The following is a 20195-nucleotide window of genomic DNA, read 5'->3' on the forward strand; positions in this document are numbered from 1 at the left end:
AACCATGAGAACACCTCAATTAAGGATATATTTGATGAGAAAATTAGCGACTTCAATAGGGATTAGCGCACTGTTACTTGCAACAGGAACCGTGACAAGTGTATCTGCTCACCAAGAGCATTCGTCGACTTCATATTCAAGCGATAACAGTCAGTGCGAAGTAGCGCTTAACTATGATATATCGGTTGAGCCTAAAGTATTAGCAGTGAGTGATGCTGGAAAGGAAGTGTACCGAATAGAGATGGGGAAGCTGTATGTTCAAGGAGAGCAAGTTTCACTTGATGCTACACAGCAAAAGCTAGTGACTCAATATTCAGACGAAGTCTCTAAGCAGGTGCCGGAGGTGATAACTTTAGTACATGATGCTGTAGGTATTGCGTCAACAGCTGCAAGCATGGCGTTAACTCCGCTACTAGGTGATGCTGCTGGTGCCAAGCTCGATGAGATGATGGACGGATTAGAGAAAAGAGTTGAGCAGGTTGCTTACCAAAATGGTGATAAATTCTACTTAGGCTCTACTCAATCGTCATTAGAGGAAACCTTTGGTGAAGAGTTTGAGCAAGAAGTTGAACAGCTGGTTAAAAACTCAATTGGCAGCATGATGATCAATTTAGGCAGTGAGATGATGTCTGGTGACGGCGATTCATTTGAACAGAAAATGGAAGCCTTTGGACAAAAAATGGAAAATGTTGGGCAAGATATTGAGTTACAGATGGAAAGCCAAGCTCAGGAACTTGAACTGAGAGCTGACAAAATGTGTGATGATTTTCAGCAGCTAATAGCGCTTGAGCAAAAGTTAAGAACCGTGGTACCTGAGCTAGAAAACTACCCGCTTATAGACTCTCCTAAAGTGGAGTTACTTGAATAACTGATACCGCTTATGTAGGCATATTGAACCTTAGACCCTCAGTTGCTCCCTCCAAATTTGCAACGCCCCTGTGATCTAATTGAATACAGGGGTTTTCTTGTTTCAGCATGTTTCTCATGCAGGCATAAACATAATCAATCAGGTATTAGAATTAAAGCGCAAATCTTTGGTATACTTATAAAAAATAATAACAACTGACCCTCATTTGTTAGAGTGGTTCAGATATCTGACTCTACTTTAGTGTACTTCAAATTTAGTAGGTAACTGTTTTAATAGCTGTTTTCAGTTTATTCATTCACTAGTTGTCTTATTAAAAGTGCAAGTATTATTAGTGTCGTAAACACCTTAAGGCGATTTACATGTTAGAACTATTGGAACCTATCGCAATTTTTACTCATGTTGCTAGAGCTGGCAGCTTTAGCGCAGCAGCAAGAAAGTTGGGGATATCGAAATCAAAAGTGAGTACTCAAGTTGCCGATCTTGAACATAAATTAGGTGTTCAGCTCATTCAGCGTACGACTCGAAGCCTAAGTTTAACTGAGGCGGGTCAACTCTTATATGCTCAAGGTGAAGAGCTTTTAAGAGATGCAGATCAGGCTGTAGCGAGTGTACATAACCTTAATGATGCAACCAGAGGTGTCCTGAAAGTGGGCATATCACAATCATTTGGTACTATGCATATTATTCCGGCACTGCCTGAATTTATGGCTACTCATCCTGAGTTGGAGCTACAAGTTAGTTTACTCGACCATAAAGTTGATGTTGTCAGTGAAGGTTTAGATCTTTTGCTCACCATGTCTGAGCAGTTACCTTTGGGTATGGTTGCTAGGCCATTAATGAAGTGTCAGTTTTTACTTGCCGCGTCCCCTGAGTATATTGATAAGCATGGCCAGCCAGAACGCCCTGAACAGCTAGTTGATCACAACTGCCTTGTTTATCAAGGTGAGTGGCACGAGCATAGCGTGTGGCAGTTTAAGCAGGCTGATGATTATTGTGAGATAGGCGTTTCTGGTAATTTTAGAGTCGATAATGCGCCAGCATTGAAATCAGCAGCTGTAAGCGGCCTAGGCGTTGTGTACCTTGCTAGTTACCTACTTGAAGACGAAATAGAGAAGGGCACTTTGGTTCCTTTACTTCAAGACTGGCAACTGACCAACCACCTACCGCTACAGGCGGTATATCCAAGAAGAAAGCACTTAGCACCTAAGGTTAGTGCCTTTATTGATTTTATTAAAGGTCATATCGGTTCTCCACCTTATTGGGATGCACCATATTCAGAGCTATATGCTAAACGTAAGTAATATCCTGATTAAATAACTTATTCAATTTATGAATAAGTTTACTAAGTATTTAGGAAACATTGTTTTCTATTTAGGATTATAGGCCAGGGTAACCTTGTTATCCTGGCCTTTTTCTTTTTTATCAGTTGGTTACCTTATTTGTCTGGTCGGAGTTCTTGTGGGGTTAATTCATTGATATCTAATGCTCAAGTCTTATTTTTCTTGCGGTTTGTTCGTAAATCAATACAATTGATGACAGTTGATACGGGATAATCTGAACCCTATATATTTACTAAGAATGACCCCTCTTATTAAATGTATACAGATTAGCGTTACTGCAGTTCCGAATCGATGCTGGCAGAGCTTTAAGAACTAAAACAATGTCAGCCTTCAAACCATCATCCTAGTTTGGTTTACCCCAGTTTTTCTGGGGTATTTTTCTTAGGAAGAGATTCATCTCTCTGCACCCTACAGTTAAATTATTCACTAACATAAGTGGAAGTTTGAATTGCAGAATAGAGATTAATAAAAAAGCCACATAATGTGGCTTTTTTATTGGGTTAAGCTTTATAAGTATCGTGACTAACTTTTCTCAGATACCCATATATCCACTTTATCTTCGAGTATGTCTAGTGGAAGAGGACCATTTTTGAGTACCAAAGTATGAAACTCTCGTATGTCGAATTTTTCGCCTAAAGTAGTTTTCGCTTTCTCTCTCAGGGCTAAAATCTTCAACATGCCTACCTTGTAAGCCGTTGCTTGTGAAGGCATAACTACGTGACGCTCTACCATTTTTACAGCGTCTGATTTGGCATTAGGGGTATTTTCAACATAGTAATTAATCGACTCTTCTCTAGTCCACTTCTTAGCGTGCATTCCTGTATCTACAACTAGGCGACAAGAACGCCATAGCTCCATAGCTAATCGACCAAAATCAGAGTATGGATCGGCATAGAGTCCCATCTCTTTTGGGAAGTACTCACTGTACAAGCCCCAGCCCTCAATGTAGGCAGTATAACCGCCAAATTTACGGAACTTAGGAAGACCTTCAAGCTCTTGAGCTATGGCTATTTGCATATGATGTCCAGGAGTACCTTCATGGTAAGCTAACGCTTCCATCTGGTACTTAGGCATAGCTTCCATATCATAGAGGTTGGCGTAATAAGTACCTGGTCTGGTTCCATCTGGTGATGGTTGATTATAGAAGGCCTTACCAGCTGATTTTTCACGAAATGCTTCTACACGTTTAACTATCATTGGTGCCTGCGGCTTGACGTTAAAAACTTCGTCTAGTCTCGAAGACATATTATCAATCAGTGCTATTGCCTCATTGAGGTATGCTTCTCGTCCTTCATCAGTGGCAGGGTAGTAGAACTGTTTATCTTCACGCATAAACTTGAAGAAAGCTTGCAGATCGCCTTTAAAGCCAACTTTATGCATTATTTCACGCATTTCGCCATGGATTCGAGCAACTTCAGTTAAACCAAGTTGATGAATTTGATCCGCTGTCATCTCTGTTGTCGTTGTGCGGGCAAGAGCGTTGTTGTAGTAGGCTTCACCTTGTGGGAACTTCCAGGCGCCATCGCGTGTATCTGCTTTTGTTTCAAGCTTTGTTATATAGCCGATTAGCTGAGTGTAAGCTGGCTCTACATTTAATTTTAAAGCTTGCTTAGCTTCAGCTAGAAGCTGTTTTTCATCACTTTCATCGATTGATAAAGCCGTAACCTTACGTTTAAAGTCTGCCCATAAAGCACTATCTTCACCACTGTTAAAGGGTTGCCCTGTAATTATGTTCTTACTGTCAGAGAGTACATGAGGGAAGACAAATTTTGGCGCAATTATGCCTTTTTCGGCGCGAATTTCTAATGCATCCTGCAACTGTTGTAAATATTTAGGCACACCATTAAGCCTGCTAATATAGGCTTTAGCATCGGCAATATCAGTGATCTGATGTTGGTTAATTAGGAATGAAGCAACAAGAGAGTGGCCGCCATACATCTGGTTAACAGGGTAGCTGTGGTAGCGCCATTGATAATCGGCAATACTTTGCTCAAGCTTTTGTTTTAGTAAGGTGTAACTAAGGCTTGTTTGGCTATCAAGTTGAGTTTCATCAAGCTGATTTAACTGGGCTAAATGTTTTTTTGTTCGTGCTAAGTCTCGGGCGTCGGCATCTTCGCCACGTTCGTCCCACTTACCGTAGTCGGTCTTTATCCCTAAATGAGTTTGTGAGATGGGACTTGCCATCACATTTTCCATAAAGATCGATTCAAATAAGGCGTTGGCCTTCTTTGATTCACTTTCAGATTTATATACTGCAGGCTCGCTAGGGCTAAGAAGTGGTAATTGAGTTGGAGCTGCTATAGCGCTGCTATGGATAAGGCTAGCCAAGGTGATGGCCAGCAAACTGCTTTTTGTTTTTATAGGCATGAATTAGTCTTATTGTTATGGATTTTATTAAAGTACTGCTCATCCTAATAAAGCTAATCGTTAATGTTTTGATCTAAGTGTTAGCAGATGTGTCTAAACGGGCTAAGAACCAGTATTTAGCCCGTAAAAACAGTGAGTATAGATAATTTCTATGAGCTAGCTAACAGAACAGAGATTGTCCTAGTCTTAGCAAAATTGCGACAAGAGCTCGTTGACGAACATCTTTCCTTTTGCCGTAAGCTCCCAATGAGTCTTAGTTTCGCACAAGAGTTTTTTATCTTTGGCGGCTTCAATACCATCAGTTATCACTTGGTGAGGTAAGCCGGTTCTCTGCTCAAACTCAATTTTAGGAATAGCAGACATTAGCCTAAACCGATTCATAAGATACTCTAAAGGACGTTCATCTTTCGAAACTTCAGTGGTGTCAAAAGTAAACTTATCTGCGGCTAAATAGCCCTTAGGGTGCTTAATTTTTACTGTTCTTAGGATCTGATCCTGAGCAAGTAAAGTGATCTTACCATGTGCGCCACAGCCTATTCCAAGATAGTCGCCAAACTGCCAGTAGTTGATATTATGTTGGCACTGGTAGCCAGGTTTTGCGTAGGCAGAGATCTCATATTGCTCATAACCTAAAGCAGCTAGTTTTTGCTGGCCTTGCTCATAAATATGCCAAAGAGCTTCATCATCGGGAAGCTGCGGAGGCTTAGAGTGAAATAGCGTGTTTTGCTCTATGGTCAACTGATACCAAGATAAGTGGGGAGGAGATAAACGTGCTGCTGTTTCTATATCAGCCATCGCTTCCTCGAAGCTTTGGTTTGGTAAACCGTGCATCAGGTCTAAATTAAAACTCTGATAGCCTGAGCTTAGTGCTTTTTCTGCGGCAACCTTAGCTTCACATTTATCATGTATACGCCCTAACAGATTAAGCTTATCCGTTGAGAAGCTTTGCACCCCAATCGAAAGGCGTGTAATACCCGCTTGGCAGTATGCCTCAAAATCATCATGCTCTAATGTGCCAGGGTTAGCCTCCATAGTGATCTCTATTTGTTCACTGAAAGGAATCCTTTCATTGATACTAGAAAGTAGGCGCTTAATTTGAGCCGCTTCAAACAGAGAGGGAGTACCGCCGCCAATGAAAATAGTATGCAGTTGACGCCCTTGAACATAATGAAGGTCTTGCTCTAGATCTTGAATCAAGGCGTCGACATATTCCTGTTGAGGTAACTCACCGTTTTGCCCGTGGGAGTTAAAGTCACAGTAAGGGCATTTCTGCACACACCAAGGGATATGAATATATAAGCTTAGCGGAGGTAAGGTTAACATTAAATAATCATACCCTGTTGTTTCATTGCAGCTGTCAATATCTCCATCGCTTTGCCTCTATGGCTTAAGCGGTTCTTCTCTTCACTGTCAATTTCTGCCGCTGAGCAGTTGTGCTCATTAGGGATGAAAACAGGATCGTAGCCGTGGCCATTCACACCCGTTGCACTCAATGCTATATGACCTTCCCATGATGCTTGAGCTATGATGGGAGTGGGATCGTTTGCGTGGCGCATATAGACCAAAACACACTGGAATCGAGCTGTTCTTCCCTCGTGATGAGTTTTCAATGCCTCTAATAGCTTAAGGTAATTACCTTTCTCGTCCGCATTTTCACCTGCGTAACGGGCTGAATATATCCCAGGAGCGCCTTTTAGAATATCGACCTCAAGACCTGAGTCATCAGCAATCGCTGCAAGTCCAGTCACTTCTGCGGCATGACGCGCTTTGATGATGGCATTTTCTACAAAGGTTGTTCCCGTCTCTGGTACTTCAACAACATCGAACTGACTTTGAGGAAGGACCTCTACACCATAAGCTGAAAATAGCTCAGAGAACTCTTTTAACTTTCCTTTATTGCCACTGGCGAGTACAAACTTATCCATTTGATACCTTTTTCGATGTGAGAAGTGATAATTGGGCGCAATAGTAACTAAGCTTGAGGGGAAACGGTAGCAGAGATTGGAACTGAGAAAGGGAATGAGTCACAAAAGATTTTTTGCAAATCGTTTTTATCACGATTGAGCTCATTCCCAGACTTTATTTTACATAGGCTTTATCAAAGTGATGCCATCACTCTACGTAGAATTTTTGCTTAAACTTGAGTTGAGTGTTGAGCTGGTTATCATGTTTAATCGCGACCTGAAAATTAATCTCTTGATCGTCTCTATAAGGCACTTCTGCGATGTAATAGATAGCTTCTCCCTCTCTTATCTCTCTAAATTGTAAGTTAATGCGGGCATCGAGAAGGTTGTTTGCAATGCCTGATATCTCAACGGCTACAGGCGGGTTACCATTTTGACTGGTATCTAATACCGCAATATTAATAATTCCAGTATAACTACTGCGCTTAATCCCATAAGACTTGGCTATGCTAGGAGTTAAGAATGTGCTGCTCAGAGCCATGTAGTGAATATCGAAATTACCTACTTTCTGTTTCTGCTCTGCTGACACATTACCTATAAAGGCAAAGGTAAGAATAAGGACAGATATGATTGCTCTAAACATGGCGCTGCTCCTGTGATGAAAGTGAATGAATGTATTCACTTACTGATAATAATCATATATTGAGTATAGAGCTTTAGGCTATGACTCGCTTCGAACTATTTATAATCTTACAAATTTATAAGGTAAAGGTTTAGTAAGAGCTAGCGTCTAGATGGGACTAATTTGTTGTGCCATTTAGAATCAACTTGACCGGTTCTGGTATAACTCTGGGTGATAAGACTTGGATCTGCTTATGTCTACCAAGCTCCCCCTTGAGTATTTTGATATCCCCTTTGGGTACCTTAAATGCTTTCGAAAGGTACTTAACCAGATGTGCATTAGCCTTACCATCGACGGGTGGTGCAGTAATGGCAACCTTAAGCTCGTTGCCATGAATACCAACTATCTGATCTCTACTTGCTTTAGGTTGAATATAAAGGCGTAGCAGCAGGTTACCCTGCTGCTCAGATACCGGTAAAAGCATAGGTTAAACGTTCGCCCAAAAAGGTACGTATTGGGATAGCAAGATATTGACAAAATTAAGGATAATCATCATCACCAATAGTGAAAGGTCTAAACCTCCCATAGATGGAAGCATACGACGAATAGGTGATAGAAGAGGTTCTGTCAGTTGGCCCATCACCATCTCAATAGGGTTATGACCTTGGCTAACCCAGCTGAGGATTGCACGTATAATCAACATCCAGAATAGTAGCACTCCGGCTTGTTTTAATACCGATACAACAGCTATCAGCAATATCGTCATAACGTTAATAGCGGCGCCAGCAATTAAGCTCAACAATACAAACTTGGCCATAACCACAACGAGTGCAAGTAATACCGATGCGGTATCCAAACCACCTAAAGAGGGGATTATACGGCGTAGTGGCGCCACAATAGGTTGCGTTGCTTTGACGATAAACTGGCTAAATGGATTATAAAAATCGGCTTTAGCCAACTGAAGCCAAATACGCAAAATGACAACCATAAGGTACAGGTCAAAAACGGTGCTAACTAAAAAACTGAGTGCATTCATTGGGGTTCTCTATTTAAAATTAAATCGAAAATCTTACTTGCTTAGCGTTCTTAATGTAGTGCTCTTAATGTAGTGCTCTTAATACAGTGCTCTTAATACAGTGCTCTTAATATAGTGTTCTCAATATACAGTTTTGTTCAATATATTTTGAGCAATTAATACTGTTTCGCCATCTCTTGAGCACGAGTGACACAGTCATCCATGGCCTGTTTTACTATGCCTCTGATGTTACCAGATTCAAGCGCAGCTACCGCTTGCGCCGTAGTGCCTCCCTTTGAGGTGACGTTTTCTCTAAGTTGTGCGGGGCTCAGCTCAGGGTTTTGCTTAACCATCTGTGCTGCGCCTAAAGCAGCTTGTTGAACCAGCTCCCTCGCTTTTGTCTCATCCATACCTGATGATTTAGCATTTTCTATCATAGCTTCCATAAATAGGAAGAAGTAGGCAGGTGAGCTACCAGATAAAGCGATAACCTGATCCAGTTCAGATTCCTTTTCAACCCAGACTATTTCACCACCACTTAGCATCAACTGCTCAGCAATTGCTTTGTGCTCAGTTGAGATCTCTTCTCCTGCAAAGAGGCCTGTCATACCAACGCCAATTTGGGTTGGCGTATTAGGCATAGTACGAATAAGTTTAATCTCTTGTCCAAAGTAATCGCCATAGCGTTTGGCAGGGATCCCTGCAGCAATCGTGATAATAAGCTTATCAGAAAGATCTAAAGTGGATAACTGTTCACAGACTTGCTGCATAAAGTGTGGCTTGACACTGAGTACGATAACGTCGGCGTCTTTAGCAGCTACCAAGTTATCATGGGAGGTCTTGATATTGAGTGAACTTTTCAGCGCTTCGAGCTTAGGTGCACTAGGGTTGGTGGCGAGGATCAAGTCGGCAGGGTAACCATGACTCACCAATCCAGTGATAATACTACGGGTCATATTGCCCGCGCCAATAAAGCATATTTTTTTTTCAGCCATGATACTTCTCTTATACTTGCGCCTCTAACTTAATGAGGCCATTACTTCTGGAGACAAAAAATTGCCGTAAACTATATCACTAATATCTGGGCACAGATGGTGTAAAACAAGGCCTTTCTAGCGCTTTTCCCTTTCACCGAAAATAGCACTACCAATTCTCACCATGGTTGAGCCTTGTTCGATAGCTTGTTCTAAATCATTACTCATCCCCATAGATAGCGTATCGACCTGTGGATAAAGCCGCTTGAGCTCTTGATACAAGTGATGTAGCTGTTGAAACTCATCTCTTTGTAGCTGCTTATCTGATGTTGCAGTCGGAATTGCCATTAGCCCTCTAAGGGTTAATTTAGGCATTAGCGCTATCTTCTCTGCAAGTGATAGGAGCTCATCTGGCGTAGTCCCTGACTTACTTTGCTCACCACTAATATTTATCTGAATACAGATGTTAAGTGCTGGCAACTCTGGTGGGCGCTGCTCGTTTAACCTTGAGGCTATTTTTTCTCTAGATACGGTATGCATCCAATCGAAATGTGCGGCAATGACCTTGGTCTTATTTGATTGCAGAGGTCCAATAAAGTGCCACTCGATGTCAGGGCAAGAGTCTTGTAGGGCTTTTGCCTTAGATTCACCCTCTTGTACATAGTTTTCACCAAACCTTCTTTGCCCCGCAGCATAGGCGGCCAGAATATCAGTATTTGGTTTTGTTTTGCTAACGGCGAGTAATTGAATTTCATCGGCATTTCGTGAAGAAATTTGCGCCGCTTGTGCAATTCGAAGCTGGGCGTTAGCGAGTCTGTCTGCTATTGTTGTCATGATGTAAGTTTTTGGTTGAATGGATATCCCATACTATGGAAATCACAGAGTTACTTGCCTTTAGTGTAAAGCACAATGCGTCAGATCTACACCTTTCAGCGGGCGTTTCGCCTATGATACGTGTTGATGGTGAAGTCAGAAAGATTAATTTACCTGCGTTAGATCATCAAGGGGTGCATGGACTCGTCTATGACATCATGAATGATAAACAACGCAAAGATTTTGAAGAACATTTAGAGATAGATTTCTCCTTTGAGGTGCCTAATCTCGCTCGTTTTCGTGTCAATGCCTACAATCAGGCGCGAGGTGCCGCTGCGGTATTTCGTACCATTCCCAGTGATATATTGAGCCTTGAGCAGTTAGGGGCGCCAGAGATCTTTAAGAAAATCTCAAGTTTCCCACGTGGGTTAGTATTAGTTACCGGACCTACAGGTTCAGGTAAAAGTACCACTTTGGCCGCCATGATTGACTATATTAATGATAGTCGCCATGAGCATATCCTCACCATTGAGGATCCAATAGAATTTGTTCATCAGACTAAACAGTGTTTGATTAACCAGCGAGAAGTCCATCGTCATACCCATAGCTTTAATGCTGCACTAAGAAGTGCATTACGTGAAGATCCCGATGTTATTCTCGTTGGTGAGATGCGTGACTTAGAGACCATTCGCTTAGCAATGACGGCGGCTGAAACGGGTCACTTGGTTTTCGGAACCCTACACACTACCTCTGCGGCAAAAACGATTGACCGTGTGGTCGATGTATTCCCTGAGGGAGAGAAGGGCATGGTGAGAACCATGTTATCAGAATCCCTTCAAGCAGTGATTTCGCAAACCTTGATTAAGAAGGTGGGTGGAGGGCGTGTGGCAGCTCATGAGATTATGATGGGTACCCCAGCCATCAGAAACCTTATTCGTGAGGATAAAGTGGCGCAGATGTATTCAGCAATACAGACAGGTATGTCGCATGGTATGCAGACGTTAGATCAATGTTTACAAAACTTGGTTAATCGCGGTCAGATCAGTCGTGAAGATGCACAGCACAAGAGTGCTAATAAGCAGACTCAATTTTAATGATTAATCGCTAAGGCTTTATTATGGATGTTCGTCCTTTTTTAAAAACCATGGTAGATCGTAAGGCATCGGATCTATTTATTACCGCAGGCTTTCCGCCTAGTGCCAAAATTGATGGTGAGCTAAGGCCATTAAGCGAGACATCATTCTCTCCAGCTCAGTCATTAGATTTTGTTGAATCTTTGATGACAGATGAGCAAAAGAAAGAGTTCCATGAGTCACGTGAGTGTAATTTTGCTTTTGCACTGAATGAACTTGGACGTTTTCGTGTCAGCGCATTTTGGCAGCGAGAAGCTTCTGGCTGTGTGATGCGCCGAATTGAAACCACAATTCCCGATGCTGATGACTTGAAGCTCCCACCTATTTTGAAAGATCTGGTGATGAGTAAACGTGGCTTGATCATCATGGTTGGAGGGACGGGTACTGGTAAGTCGACGTCACTGGCCTCGCTGGTGGGCTATCGAAATGCAAACTCTCGTGGTCATATTTTGACGATTGAGGATCCGGTTGAGTTTGTGCACGATCATCGTAAGAGTATTATTACTCAGCGTGAGGTTGGCATTGATACTGAGTCTTTCGATGCGGCGTTGAAAAGCTCGCTGCGTCAAGCTCCTGATGTCATTTTGATTGGTGAGATCCGAACTCAGGAAACGATGGAGTTCGCCTTAGCCTTTGCTGAAACCGGTCACCTTTGTATGGCAACCTTACACGCCAATAATGCTAACCAAGCGTTAGATCGGATTATGAACTTAGTCCCAGAGAGTAAGCATCAGCAGTTATTGTTTGATCTCTCACTAAACTTAAGAGGGATTGTTGCTCAGCAGCTGGTGCCTACTGTTGATGGTAAGGGTCGACGTGCGGCGATTGAGATTCTAATTAATACGCCTCGCATAAGTAGCTTGATTGCTAAAAATGAGCTGCACACGCTTAAAGAGACCATGTCTAAGTCGAATGAGCAGGGGATGCAGACTTTCGATCAGGCGCTGCTTAAGCTGTATGTGTCAGGTGATATTAGTTATGCAGATGCCTTGCATCATGCTGATTCACCGAATGATTTAAGATTGATGATCAAGCTGCAGAACTCTGAGCAAACAGGCTCTGGGTTTATGGAGGGAGTAACACTAGATCTTGATTAACGCACTAGGTGATCAGTCTGAGGGCTGAACCTAACTCGTTATTTTTAACTAAGCTTGTAAGAGATCAGTGCAACAGGGCGCTGGCCTTTTTATTTATTCTGCTCGAATTCGCTAAATTATCATTCTCTGCTTAAACTATTGAGAATGGGTTTCATGTCAAGGACATAGGGAAGTTATGACTTCAATAAATCAATTAGGTGTTGTTTGTCTATGCATCTGTGCTTCATTTACAGCACAAGCTGCGAAAGTGACCGAAGATTTGGATATCGGTGGCGCTGTTCGAATTAACTATGGTTGGAAAGATTACGCTGATGACGCCAAGTTAGAGTTTGAGCTGTTTCGCGCTGACATCAATTATAGTCACGATGATATTTTTGCTTCAGCGCAATATCGCTGGTATCAGGATATGGATGTTATCCATCATGCTTATGCAGGTTACAACATCAATGAGCAGCAGAGTGTCATTGTCGGTGTAACTCAAGTACCTTTTGGTCTGCTTCCCTATGGGGCACACTCATTCTGGTTTAGTGCTAATTATTATCTTGGCTTTGAAGATGATTATGATGCCGGTATTCATTGGAAACATGACAGTGATAATTGGCGTTTTGATCTGGCCTACTTTTTCAATGATGAATACGGCGATGGTGCTAGGTATGACCGATATTCATTCGATGTCGCAGTGACAGATGAATCCCCCTATGAAGAAGCGGGACAACTCAATGCCCGTGTTGAAGGTAAATTTGGCGACGGTGATATCAAGCATAAGTTAGGTGCTTCGTTGCAATATTCTGAGCTAGATTATTTAGGTACAGCAGAGGGTGAAGATACTAATGGTTATGCCGCTTCTGCTCACTGGCAGCTAGATTGGGCTAAGTGGCAAGGGCAGATCCAGTATCTGCATTATGATTATGATATGCCAAATAGTGAGCGAATCGCATTGTCTGCTTTCGCTTATCCTTTTGAAATTGCTGCAGAGGCTGATGCGCTCACTTTAAACATATCCCGTAGTATGGATGTTGATTGGGGGCCGATCACAAACCTTAATTGTTATAATGACTTCAGTCAGGTATTCGTTTCAGGGGAAGGGTTAGAAGACTCTGTTCAGAATGTGACTGGTTGTGCAATTACGGCAGGTAAGTTTTACTCTTACGTCGATTGGATTGCGGGTAATAATATGTGGTTCATAAATGGGCCAGGAGTTGGGATATCAGAAGGTCCAACAGAGTGGAGCTCTCGTCTTAACATTAACATCGGGCTCTACTTTTAATACCAGTTATACAAAATTTAGATAAAGAAAGGCCAGCTTAAATAAGCTGGCCTTTTTGTTAAAAAACTCATGTTAGTCATACATGTTTTCAAAAAAGCTTTCGATGATCAGTACCGCTGACATAGCGTCTACCTGGCCTTTGGTTAAAGCCTTATAACCGCCAAACTCGAACAACCTAGCTTTTGCATCAGCTGTAGTAAGACGCTCATCTTGCGTAGCTATTTTTACACCAAATCTGCCATTGATGCGGTTGGCGAATTTTTTCGCTCTCTGGGTTATCTCTTGCTCTGTGCCATCCATATTAAGGGGTAAGCCAACAACCACGAGATCAGGTTGCCACTCCTCGATTAACATGCCTAGCTCTTCCCATTTAGGGATCCCATCCACTGCCTTTATGGAGCCAATAGGGTTTGCACTGCCAGTGAGTGACTGACCAATTGCGACGCCGATACTCTTAGTACCGTAATCGAAACCTAACACTGTAATTGAGCTCATCGGTAAGTATGTCCTGCTTGTCGTCCTGTTTGGGTGTTTTGTTTACCCACAATTGAAGCTAGGCATGTCCTGATTGGTTAGACAGTTGCCATATATCAAACCCTAAAGATTCCGTTGCTTTTTGCCAGCGATCATCGTGGTTTGTACTGAATAACAGCTCTTGGCTGGCAGGAATGGATAGCCAGGTATTATCTGCTAGCTCCTGTTCAAGCTGATCTCGGCTCCAGCCGGCATAGCCTAAAGCAACAATAAATTGCTCTGGCGCATCTTTACTGCCTAACGCTGATAACACATCTCTAGACGTCGTTAGCATGAGGTCTTCTGTTAGGGCCTGACTATTATTCCAATGCTCTTGAGGAGTATGTAAAACAAAGCCCCTCTCTGGGTTAACTGGGCCACCAATAAGCACTTTAGCACCTAGGCTTTTTACTTCAGCGGGTTCTTCATCTAGCTCCATCTGTTGTAGTAGCTCGTTAACCTCTATGCCTACAGGTCTATTTATCATGATACCCATAGCCCCTTTTTCATCATGTTCACAAAGGTAGATCACTGAACGTTCAAAATAGGTATCTTTAAGAGATGGCATAGCGATTAAAAAATGATTCTGTAAACTTTCCATTAAAGCGCTCCATAAAGAGAGGTCGCAAGGGAGAAACCAATAAGTGACTCGCTACTTGCTTAGCCGCCCGCTAATTTTACCTTGTAGTTTAGTTTCTCAAGCAAGGTCTTAAGCTGCTCTCTGTTGTCTGTTTGCACCTCAATATTAAACTCTTTTACTGTGCCACCACATCCGCACTGTTTTTTGAGTTTTTGAGCTAATGCTTTTAAGGCTTTTTCGTCTAGGGCTAAGCCTTTAATCACTGACACCCCTTTGCCTTTTCTTCCTTTGCTGTCTTTATGGATGCGCACTACACCATCACCATCAGGGATCTGCTTTGTTTCAACTTCAGGGGCAATTCGGCCAACATCAGTACTATAGACAAGGGATACGTTTGAATCTTTTCTCATGAGTGATTTGCTTATAACTTGTGATGAGTAGAGTTTAACAAACTGAAAAAAATTGTGGGAGCTTTATCACTTTCAAATGATTAGAAACAGACAAGGCTACAAAATTGTAGCCTTGAATTTATAACCGTTTGTCTTTTTATTTAGGTATTGGCAAGACGAGGAACCACTAGAGTGTCAGAGTCAGCCCAACGATCAGAGAGACGACAGTAATTGCCGCGCAAGGGATAATAAACTTGTGAAACTTAGTATGAGCAATGGCGCAGGAGGTTAATACAAAACCGATAGCAGCAGCACTGAAGTTACCTTGATCACCATCAATGAGGGTAAATAGTAGCCAAGCTAATACAATAACAGGCAAGATGAAAAGACCTATGTGACCCTCACTCTTTTTCGCTGAGTCGTTATTAGCTTGTTCCGTTACCTCTTTGGGCGCGAATAAAAAGATAGCACTTGCGATAATAAATGCACTAATAAACCAAAGCATATGAAACTCCAAGCTAGAGGGCAGCGATATATTCTGTGATACCGTATTAACTGATAATCATTATCATTAAGGTCTAACCTTAAGTCAAGCTGAACTTGTGGCTAATTACCAGAAATTTGAGTTGTAGATCATGAAATTGCTATGTAAGCTGAATTTATAAATGAGTTTCACAAGATACAGATTTGATGGAGTCGAAATGAAAAAGGTTATAATTGCTGTCGTTGCACTGGCGTTAAGTGCATGTAGTTCACTAAAAACAAGTTCAGACTATGATCCTGCGGCGAACTTTAACGATGTTAAAACTTATGCTTGGGTCGCTAAGAAAACTCAGGATACGACTTACCATTTAGACGGACTAATGGATCAACGTGTTCGCGCAGCAGTCGATAGCCAACTTGCCGCGAAAGGGATCACGATAACCGATGCAGCAGAAGCCGATATTTTGGTTAACTATCTCACTAAGGTTGATAAGAAAATTAATGTAGATACATTTAATACTAACTATGGTTATAACCCTTATTACGGCTCTAGATGGGGATATAGTGGCAGCATGAATACCCAGACTACAGTACGTGAGTATGAAGTAGGTACCCTAATCTTAGATATGGTTAATCGTGAAACAGGTAAGCTTATCTGGCGTGGTTCGGTAGCCGATACCATTCGAGACAAAAATACTCCAGAAGAGCGTGTAGAAGTGATAAACAAAGCAATATCTGCGATGTTAGTTAACTACCCTCCAAAGCCTGAAGCTAAGTAATTTCTTCATTTTAGCTTTGAATAATACGCCCCTCTGGGGCGTTTTATTTTCTCTGTACAGATCTAATTCTCTCTGCTTTTTGTGAGCTATTCCCTACCTAGACTAAAGTCCAACATATTCAGCATACTGCTGGTGATACTCTCAAGCCTCATGACGTTGAGACCTTTAACCTGAGGTAAGAAAAGTGGAGCAGTTTTTAAAGCAGTGGTTCGATGAGTATGATAAAGGCAAAGGGGTAGAAGCTAAGTCTCTTTGTGAAGAAACTCAATCACAATGGTCCCAGTTGCTAGAGCAAGCAAAGTCAGGCCATTTAGATGACTGGAAGCGGTCACCACCAGGAAGAATGTCTCTTATCTTGCTTATGGGCCCTATTGCCCACTTACTTGAAGATAATGATGTCGACCTCTTGCACCCTAAGGCAAAAGAGCTCTGTATTGAAGGCGTGTCTTTAGGCTTCGATACGCAGTTAGATCCCGTTCAGCGTCGCTGCTTTTACGATCCATTATTTTACTCTTCTGTGACAGAAGATCGCCAACTGCTATTGCGTTTGCTCCAAGGCATGCAGTCACAGGTTGAGTCGATGCAAAGGCCTGCCTGGAACGACTGGTACAAGCAGGCCAGCGTTAACTAGTTAGTCTGATAGCCTGATAAAAGCGGTGAATCAACCACAATTCGCCGCACTCATCATGTCACTCAGTAGCTTTCTCAGTAGCTGGCATGCGCTGTTATCAATTCCACTGTGTTGAATCACATCAATATTGGCTGTCCAGCCTAACTGCTCAAATCCTACTGGGATTTTGCAAAGTAGGTGTTCATTTATTGCCTCCTGAGCAATGTGTATGGGTAGCAAACCCCACCCGAAACCCGACTTAGCTAACTCCAACAAAACATAGTAATTATCGGCATACCAGACATCTGGTGAGTGCTGCAAGTTATAGTTGCTTGGGGCTCTATCTCTGGCACCAATGATCAATTGCCGGTGCAGCTTAAGCATATCGACATGTGCCGACTCTGCAGTAGCTAATGGATGCTTTGGGCTGATAAGAAGTTCAAACTTGACGGTGCCAATCGACTCAAAGTCGATGTTTTCTGGATAGGTAAAATCACTAAAAACCAGTCCTAAGTCGGCTCGCTTATCTTTGACGAGTTGGATGATATCTTGGCTAGAGGCATTTAACATCTCGAGTTGAATGAAGGGGAACTGCTCAGTGAAGGCTTTTAAATAATGGGTTAATCTCCCGTAGGGAACCCCTTCATCTAGTGCGAGGGTTAGTTTTTGTGCTTGCCCCTGATCTAACGCATCAAGTTGTTGATTAAGTCTTCTATGTTGGGCTATCACGGCTTTTGCTTGAGGTAGTAATGTCATACCTGCTTGTGTGAGTTTTGGGTAGCGGCCAGAGCGATCAAACAGGGTTTTATCGCTGTCTATCTCCATGTTCATAATATTCTGGCTAACGGCCGATTGTACTTTTCCAAGCTTTCTTGCCGCTGCTGAGAAGGAGCCTTCCTCAACGGTTTCTACAAATGAATATAGCTGTTCTAGTGTCAACATATCAGTAAAGGTGATGGTAGGTAACTTTAAAGTATCATAGTTTGGCTAGATAATGGCTGCAAGTTTTTAGAGGAGTCGCCTTATGACAACCGCACAAAGAGTTATCCATAGTGTTTTGTTTGAAGTTTTTGCCTTAATCATCGTAGTGCCATTAGTTATTATGATCTCTGGAAAGGGAACTGCTGACCTACTAGTTGTCGCTATTGGCTTGAGCTTTTACGCCGTAATTTGGAATTACTTTTACAATATCTGGTTTGATCATAAGTTTGGTAATAACAGAAGTGAGCGTAGCCTTTTGACCAGAATCGGTCATGCTGTTGGCTTCGAAGGAGGGATTATTATTGTGACTTTGCCAGTGATCTCTTGGTTTATGGGGATTTCACTTTTTTCTGCTTTCTTATTAGAACTGGCTTTTCTTGTATTGTTCTTCTTCTATGCAATAGCGTTTAACTATGTGTATGATCTTGTGTGTGAACATATGCAAGTAACTTCTGTACAGTGATTTACTGATGCCCTTTATGTCAGTGGAGCGTAAAAATGCTTTCAGTGATATAGATTAGGTTTATGCTGCTGAGATATTGTCAAAAAAGCAGAAGAATATAAATTGTATCAATCGGTGAAGGTAATCGTTTACAATTGTACTAAATGACTTGATGAGCTATATAAGCTTTAGGCACAAGCTAGAGGACATTTATGTCCATATAGATTAGGTTAAAACGATGAAGATATTCTGGTTAACGTTGATATGTTTATCAAGCCTGCTTTTTAGCAGTGAAACATTTGGCTGGAATGATAGTGATAAAGATGGAGTGCCAGATCTTAAGGATGCATGCCCCAAAACACCACTAGGCGTGCTTGTCGATGCTTCGGGTTGTGATAAAAACCGACTATTTAAATCAGTATGTTTAAAGACAACCGAAGGCGACATTTATCCAGACTCTTGCAGTGAGAGTAGTGAACTTGTTTTAAACTTTGAGTTTGCCAAGTCTGAAGTGCTTTATTCGCAATGGTTAGTTCTTGCTCAAGTTAAGCAGTTTTTGCAACTAGAGGACGTTAAGCTATGTCTTATTGGTCACACTGATTCAGTAGGTAGTTTAGAAGCTAATCAGCGTCTTTCAGAGTCTAGGGCATCTAGTGTTAAACGTATCCTTGTTGAGGATTACGGTTTTGCTCCTGAGCGCTTTATCATTAAAGGTATGGGGAGCCTCACTCCAGTAAGCCTCAATGACACAGAGGTTGGCAGGGCCTTGAACCGACGGGTGAACTTCAAGGTTGTTTTACCTAATTAAACGATTACATTGAGTCATATTGTTTATATTTTAGTTTATATTTTGGTTTAAATAGAGCGAAGAGAATGGCTGTCTATTAGCTAGCGATATGGACTGCTTTTTCGGTGCTAGATTTGAATTTTGTTAACCCAATATGTTTTGGGAATTTTTAGGGAGTAGTAAATGGAAAACTTGGAAGGTTTGATCGAGCAAGCGCCAGAGCTTATCGTGACCTATGGATTGAAGATTATTTTTGCACTTGTCATCTTTGTTATCGGTAAATATTTTGCCGGTCTTGCTAAGAAGTTATCTAGCAAGTTGATGACTAAGCGTAAAGTTGATCCTACTGTTGTCTCATTTGTGTCTAATATGGCGTGGTCACTGGTATTTGTATTTACCATAGTGGCAACCCTTGGACAGATTGGCGTACAGACAGCATCACTTGTCGCTGTAATTGGTGCCGCAGGTCTGGCTGTAGGCCTAGCACTGCAAGGGTCACTGTCTAATTTCGCGTCAGGCGTACTTATGGTAATGTTCCGCCCCTGCCGTGTAGGTGATTATGTCGAGGCTGCGGGTATTGCTGGTACCGTTAATGAGATCACTATCTTTTCAACTAAGCTACTGACACCTGATAATAAGCTTATCGTCGCACCAAACTCTGCGATGATGGATGGCACGATTATCAACTATTCTGCGATGGAAACTCGCCGTGTCGACTTGGTTATTGGTGTTTCTTATGATGCTGACCTGTTAGAAGCGAAGAAGGTGCTAACGCGTATCATCGAGAAGAATCAGTATGTATTAAAAGATCCTGCATACACGATTGCAGTGTCTGAATTAGCAGATTCTTCGGTTAACTTTGTGGTTCGCCCATGGGTTAAAGGCAGTGATTACTGGCCTGCATATTTTGAAATTCTTGAGCAGATCAAAGTGGCACTGGATGAAGCTAATATCGGAATTCCATATCCACAGATGGATCTTCATCTGAAAGAGACACCAGCAGCTTAAGGCTAACGTCTTAATCAGCAATCATTGAAAGTTTTACTCGTCGCTAGCGCTCTGAGTGAGATGATTAGAAGCCGTGTTGATTGAGATAAGATAGCAGCACTTAGTACAAAAAAAGGTCGGCATTGCCGACCTTTTTTGTGTCTGGAACACTTATGAAGATTTACCAGGGATGGCTTTAGAATCTTCGTTGTGGCTGGAACGGAACATCTAGGCTACAACCCCT

At 42.1% G+C, this 20195-nt stretch carries 23 protein-coding genes; 10 read left to right on the forward strand and 13 right to left on the reverse strand.

Annotated features, from left to right (window positions below):
* The first annotated feature begins 34 nt into the window (after positions 1-34).
* Both BM736_RS01620 and BM736_RS01625 read left to right on the forward strand, forming a co-directional pair.
* Positions 35-868, forward strand: a complete 834-nt coding sequence (locus BM736_RS01620) for a YggN family protein (protein ID WP_076407871.1) — start codon at positions 35-37, stop codon at positions 866-868.
* 359 nt (positions 869-1227) lie between these two features.
* Entirely contained in the window at positions 1228-2169 is a 942-nt protein-coding gene (locus BM736_RS01625) for a LysR family transcriptional regulator (protein ID WP_076407873.1), read from the forward strand.
* Positions 2170-2730: 561 nt separating this feature from the next.
* Here BM736_RS01625 and BM736_RS01630 read toward each other — a convergent pair.
* From BM736_RS01630 to BM736_RS01665, 8 genes are all read right to left on the reverse strand, one after another.
* On the reverse strand, positions 2731-4575 hold the full coding sequence (locus tag BM736_RS01630) for a DUF885 family protein (RefSeq protein ID WP_076407875.1): 1845 nt from the start codon (positions 4573-4575) through the stop codon (positions 2731-2733).
* 186 nt (positions 4576-4761) lie between these two features.
* Positions 4762-5898 (reverse strand): radical SAM family heme chaperone HemW, encoded by a 1137-nt coding sequence (gene hemW, locus BM736_RS01635; protein WP_076407877.1) that lies wholly within the window; start codon positions 5896-5898, stop codon positions 4762-4764.
* Complete coding sequence (rdgB, locus tag BM736_RS01640; RefSeq protein ID WP_076407879.1) at positions 5898-6500, reverse strand: RdgB/HAM1 family non-canonical purine NTP pyrophosphatase; 603 nt, start codon at positions 6498-6500, stop codon at positions 5898-5900. Before rdgB ends, hemW begins: the two co-directional genes overlap by 1 nt.
* 187 nt (positions 6501-6687) lie before the next feature.
* Positions 6688-7122 carry a DUF4426 domain-containing protein gene (locus BM736_RS01645; RefSeq protein ID WP_076407881.1) on the reverse strand — a complete coding sequence of 145 codons (435 nt, stop codon included), beginning with the start codon at positions 7120-7122 and terminating at the stop codon, positions 6688-6690.
* A gap of 157 nt (positions 7123-7279) precedes the next feature.
* Positions 7280-7585, reverse strand: coding sequence for a DUF167 family protein YggU (yggU, locus tag BM736_RS01650; protein ID WP_076407883.1), 306 nt, complete (start codon positions 7583-7585; stop codon positions 7280-7282).
* A gap of 3 nt (positions 7586-7588) precedes the next feature.
* Complete coding sequence (locus BM736_RS01655) at positions 7589-8137, reverse strand: YggT family protein (protein WP_076407885.1); 549 nt, start codon at positions 8135-8137, stop codon at positions 7589-7591.
* 155 nt (positions 8138-8292) lie between these two features.
* Positions 8293-9111 (reverse strand): pyrroline-5-carboxylate reductase, encoded by an 819-nt coding sequence (gene proC / locus BM736_RS01660; RefSeq protein WP_076407887.1) that lies wholly within the window; start codon positions 9109-9111, stop codon positions 8293-8295.
* 117 nt (positions 9112-9228) lie between these two features.
* Positions 9229-9924, reverse strand: a complete 696-nt coding sequence (locus tag BM736_RS01665; RefSeq protein WP_076407889.1) for a YggS family pyridoxal phosphate-dependent enzyme — start codon at positions 9922-9924, stop codon at positions 9229-9231.
* A gap of 35 nt (positions 9925-9959) precedes the next feature.
* Between BM736_RS01665 and BM736_RS01670 the strand changes: the two genes are divergently transcribed.
* The 3 genes from BM736_RS01670 (at position 9960) to BM736_RS01680 (ending at position 13400) form a co-directional block, all read left to right on the forward strand.
* On the forward strand, positions 9960-10997 hold the full coding sequence (locus BM736_RS01670; protein WP_076407891.1) for a type IV pilus twitching motility protein PilT: 1038 nt from the start codon (positions 9960-9962) through the stop codon (positions 10995-10997).
* 23 nt (positions 10998-11020) lie between these two features.
* Positions 11021-12133, forward strand: coding sequence for a PilT/PilU family type 4a pilus ATPase (locus BM736_RS01675; protein ID WP_076407893.1), 1113 nt, complete (start codon positions 11021-11023; stop codon positions 12131-12133).
* A gap of 175 nt (positions 12134-12308) precedes the next feature.
* Positions 12309-13400: a hypothetical protein gene (locus BM736_RS01680; protein WP_076407895.1), complete on the forward strand. Its 1092-nt coding sequence runs from the start codon at positions 12309-12311 to the stop codon at positions 13398-13400.
* Between the two features lie 72 nt (positions 13401-13472).
* On the opposite strand, the gene ruvX is transcribed toward BM736_RS01680, so the two are convergent.
* The 4 genes from ruvX to BM736_RS01700 form a co-directional block, all read right to left on the reverse strand.
* The gene (ruvX, locus tag BM736_RS01685; protein ID WP_076407897.1) at positions 13473-13895 is read right to left on the reverse strand and encodes a Holliday junction resolvase RuvX; all 423 of its coding nucleotides are present in this window, start codon (positions 13893-13895) and stop codon (positions 13473-13475) included.
* A gap of 58 nt (positions 13896-13953) precedes the next feature.
* Complete coding sequence (locus BM736_RS01690) at positions 13954-14514, reverse strand: YqgE/AlgH family protein (RefSeq protein WP_076407899.1); 561 nt, start codon at positions 14512-14514, stop codon at positions 13954-13956.
* 59 nt (positions 14515-14573) lie between these two features.
* Positions 14574-14903, reverse strand: coding sequence for a stress response translation initiation inhibitor YciH (gene yciH / locus BM736_RS01695; RefSeq protein ID WP_076407901.1), 330 nt, complete (start codon positions 14901-14903; stop codon positions 14574-14576).
* 166 nt (positions 14904-15069) lie between these two features.
* Positions 15070-15387 carry a hypothetical protein gene (locus tag BM736_RS01700; RefSeq protein WP_076407903.1) on the reverse strand — a complete coding sequence of 106 codons (318 nt, stop codon included), beginning with the start codon at positions 15385-15387 and terminating at the stop codon, positions 15070-15072.
* 196 nt (positions 15388-15583) lie between these two features.
* On the opposite strand from BM736_RS01700, the gene BM736_RS01705 reads away from it, so the two are divergent.
* Both BM736_RS01705 and BM736_RS01710 read left to right on the forward strand, forming a co-directional pair.
* Complete coding sequence (locus BM736_RS01705; RefSeq protein WP_076407905.1) at positions 15584-16144, forward strand: DUF4136 domain-containing protein; 561 nt, start codon at positions 15584-15586, stop codon at positions 16142-16144.
* A 184-nt stretch (positions 16145-16328) separates the two neighbouring features.
* Entirely contained in the window at positions 16329-16775 is a 447-nt protein-coding gene (locus BM736_RS01710; protein ID WP_076407907.1) for a DUF924 family protein, read from the forward strand.
* Between the two features lie 30 nt (positions 16776-16805).
* On the opposite strand, the gene BM736_RS01715 is transcribed toward BM736_RS01710, so the two are convergent.
* A complete protein-coding gene (locus BM736_RS01715) occupies positions 16806-17696 on the reverse strand; it encodes a LysR family transcriptional regulator (RefSeq protein ID WP_076407909.1) in 891 nt (296 codons plus the stop codon).
* 82 nt (positions 17697-17778) lie between these two features.
* On the opposite strand from BM736_RS01715, the gene BM736_RS01720 reads away from it, so the two are divergent.
* The 3 genes from BM736_RS01720 (at position 17779) to BM736_RS01730 (ending at position 19972) form a co-directional block, all read left to right on the forward strand.
* Positions 17779-18198, forward strand: a complete 420-nt coding sequence (locus BM736_RS01720; protein ID WP_076407911.1) for a PACE efflux transporter — start codon at positions 17779-17781, stop codon at positions 18196-18198.
* 217 nt (positions 18199-18415) lie between these two features.
* A complete protein-coding gene (locus BM736_RS01725) occupies positions 18416-18985 on the forward strand; it encodes an OmpA family protein (RefSeq protein WP_076407913.1) in 570 nt (189 codons plus the stop codon).
* 162 nt (positions 18986-19147) lie between these two features.
* On the forward strand, positions 19148-19972 hold the full coding sequence (locus BM736_RS01730; RefSeq protein WP_076407915.1) for a mechanosensitive ion channel family protein: 825 nt from the start codon (positions 19148-19150) through the stop codon (positions 19970-19972).
* Positions 19973-20195 lie beyond the last annotated feature (223 nt).

This window comes from Shewanella sp. UCD-KL12 (assembly GCF_001957125.1).
GTDB lineage: Bacteria > Pseudomonadota > Gammaproteobacteria > Enterobacterales > Shewanellaceae > Shewanella.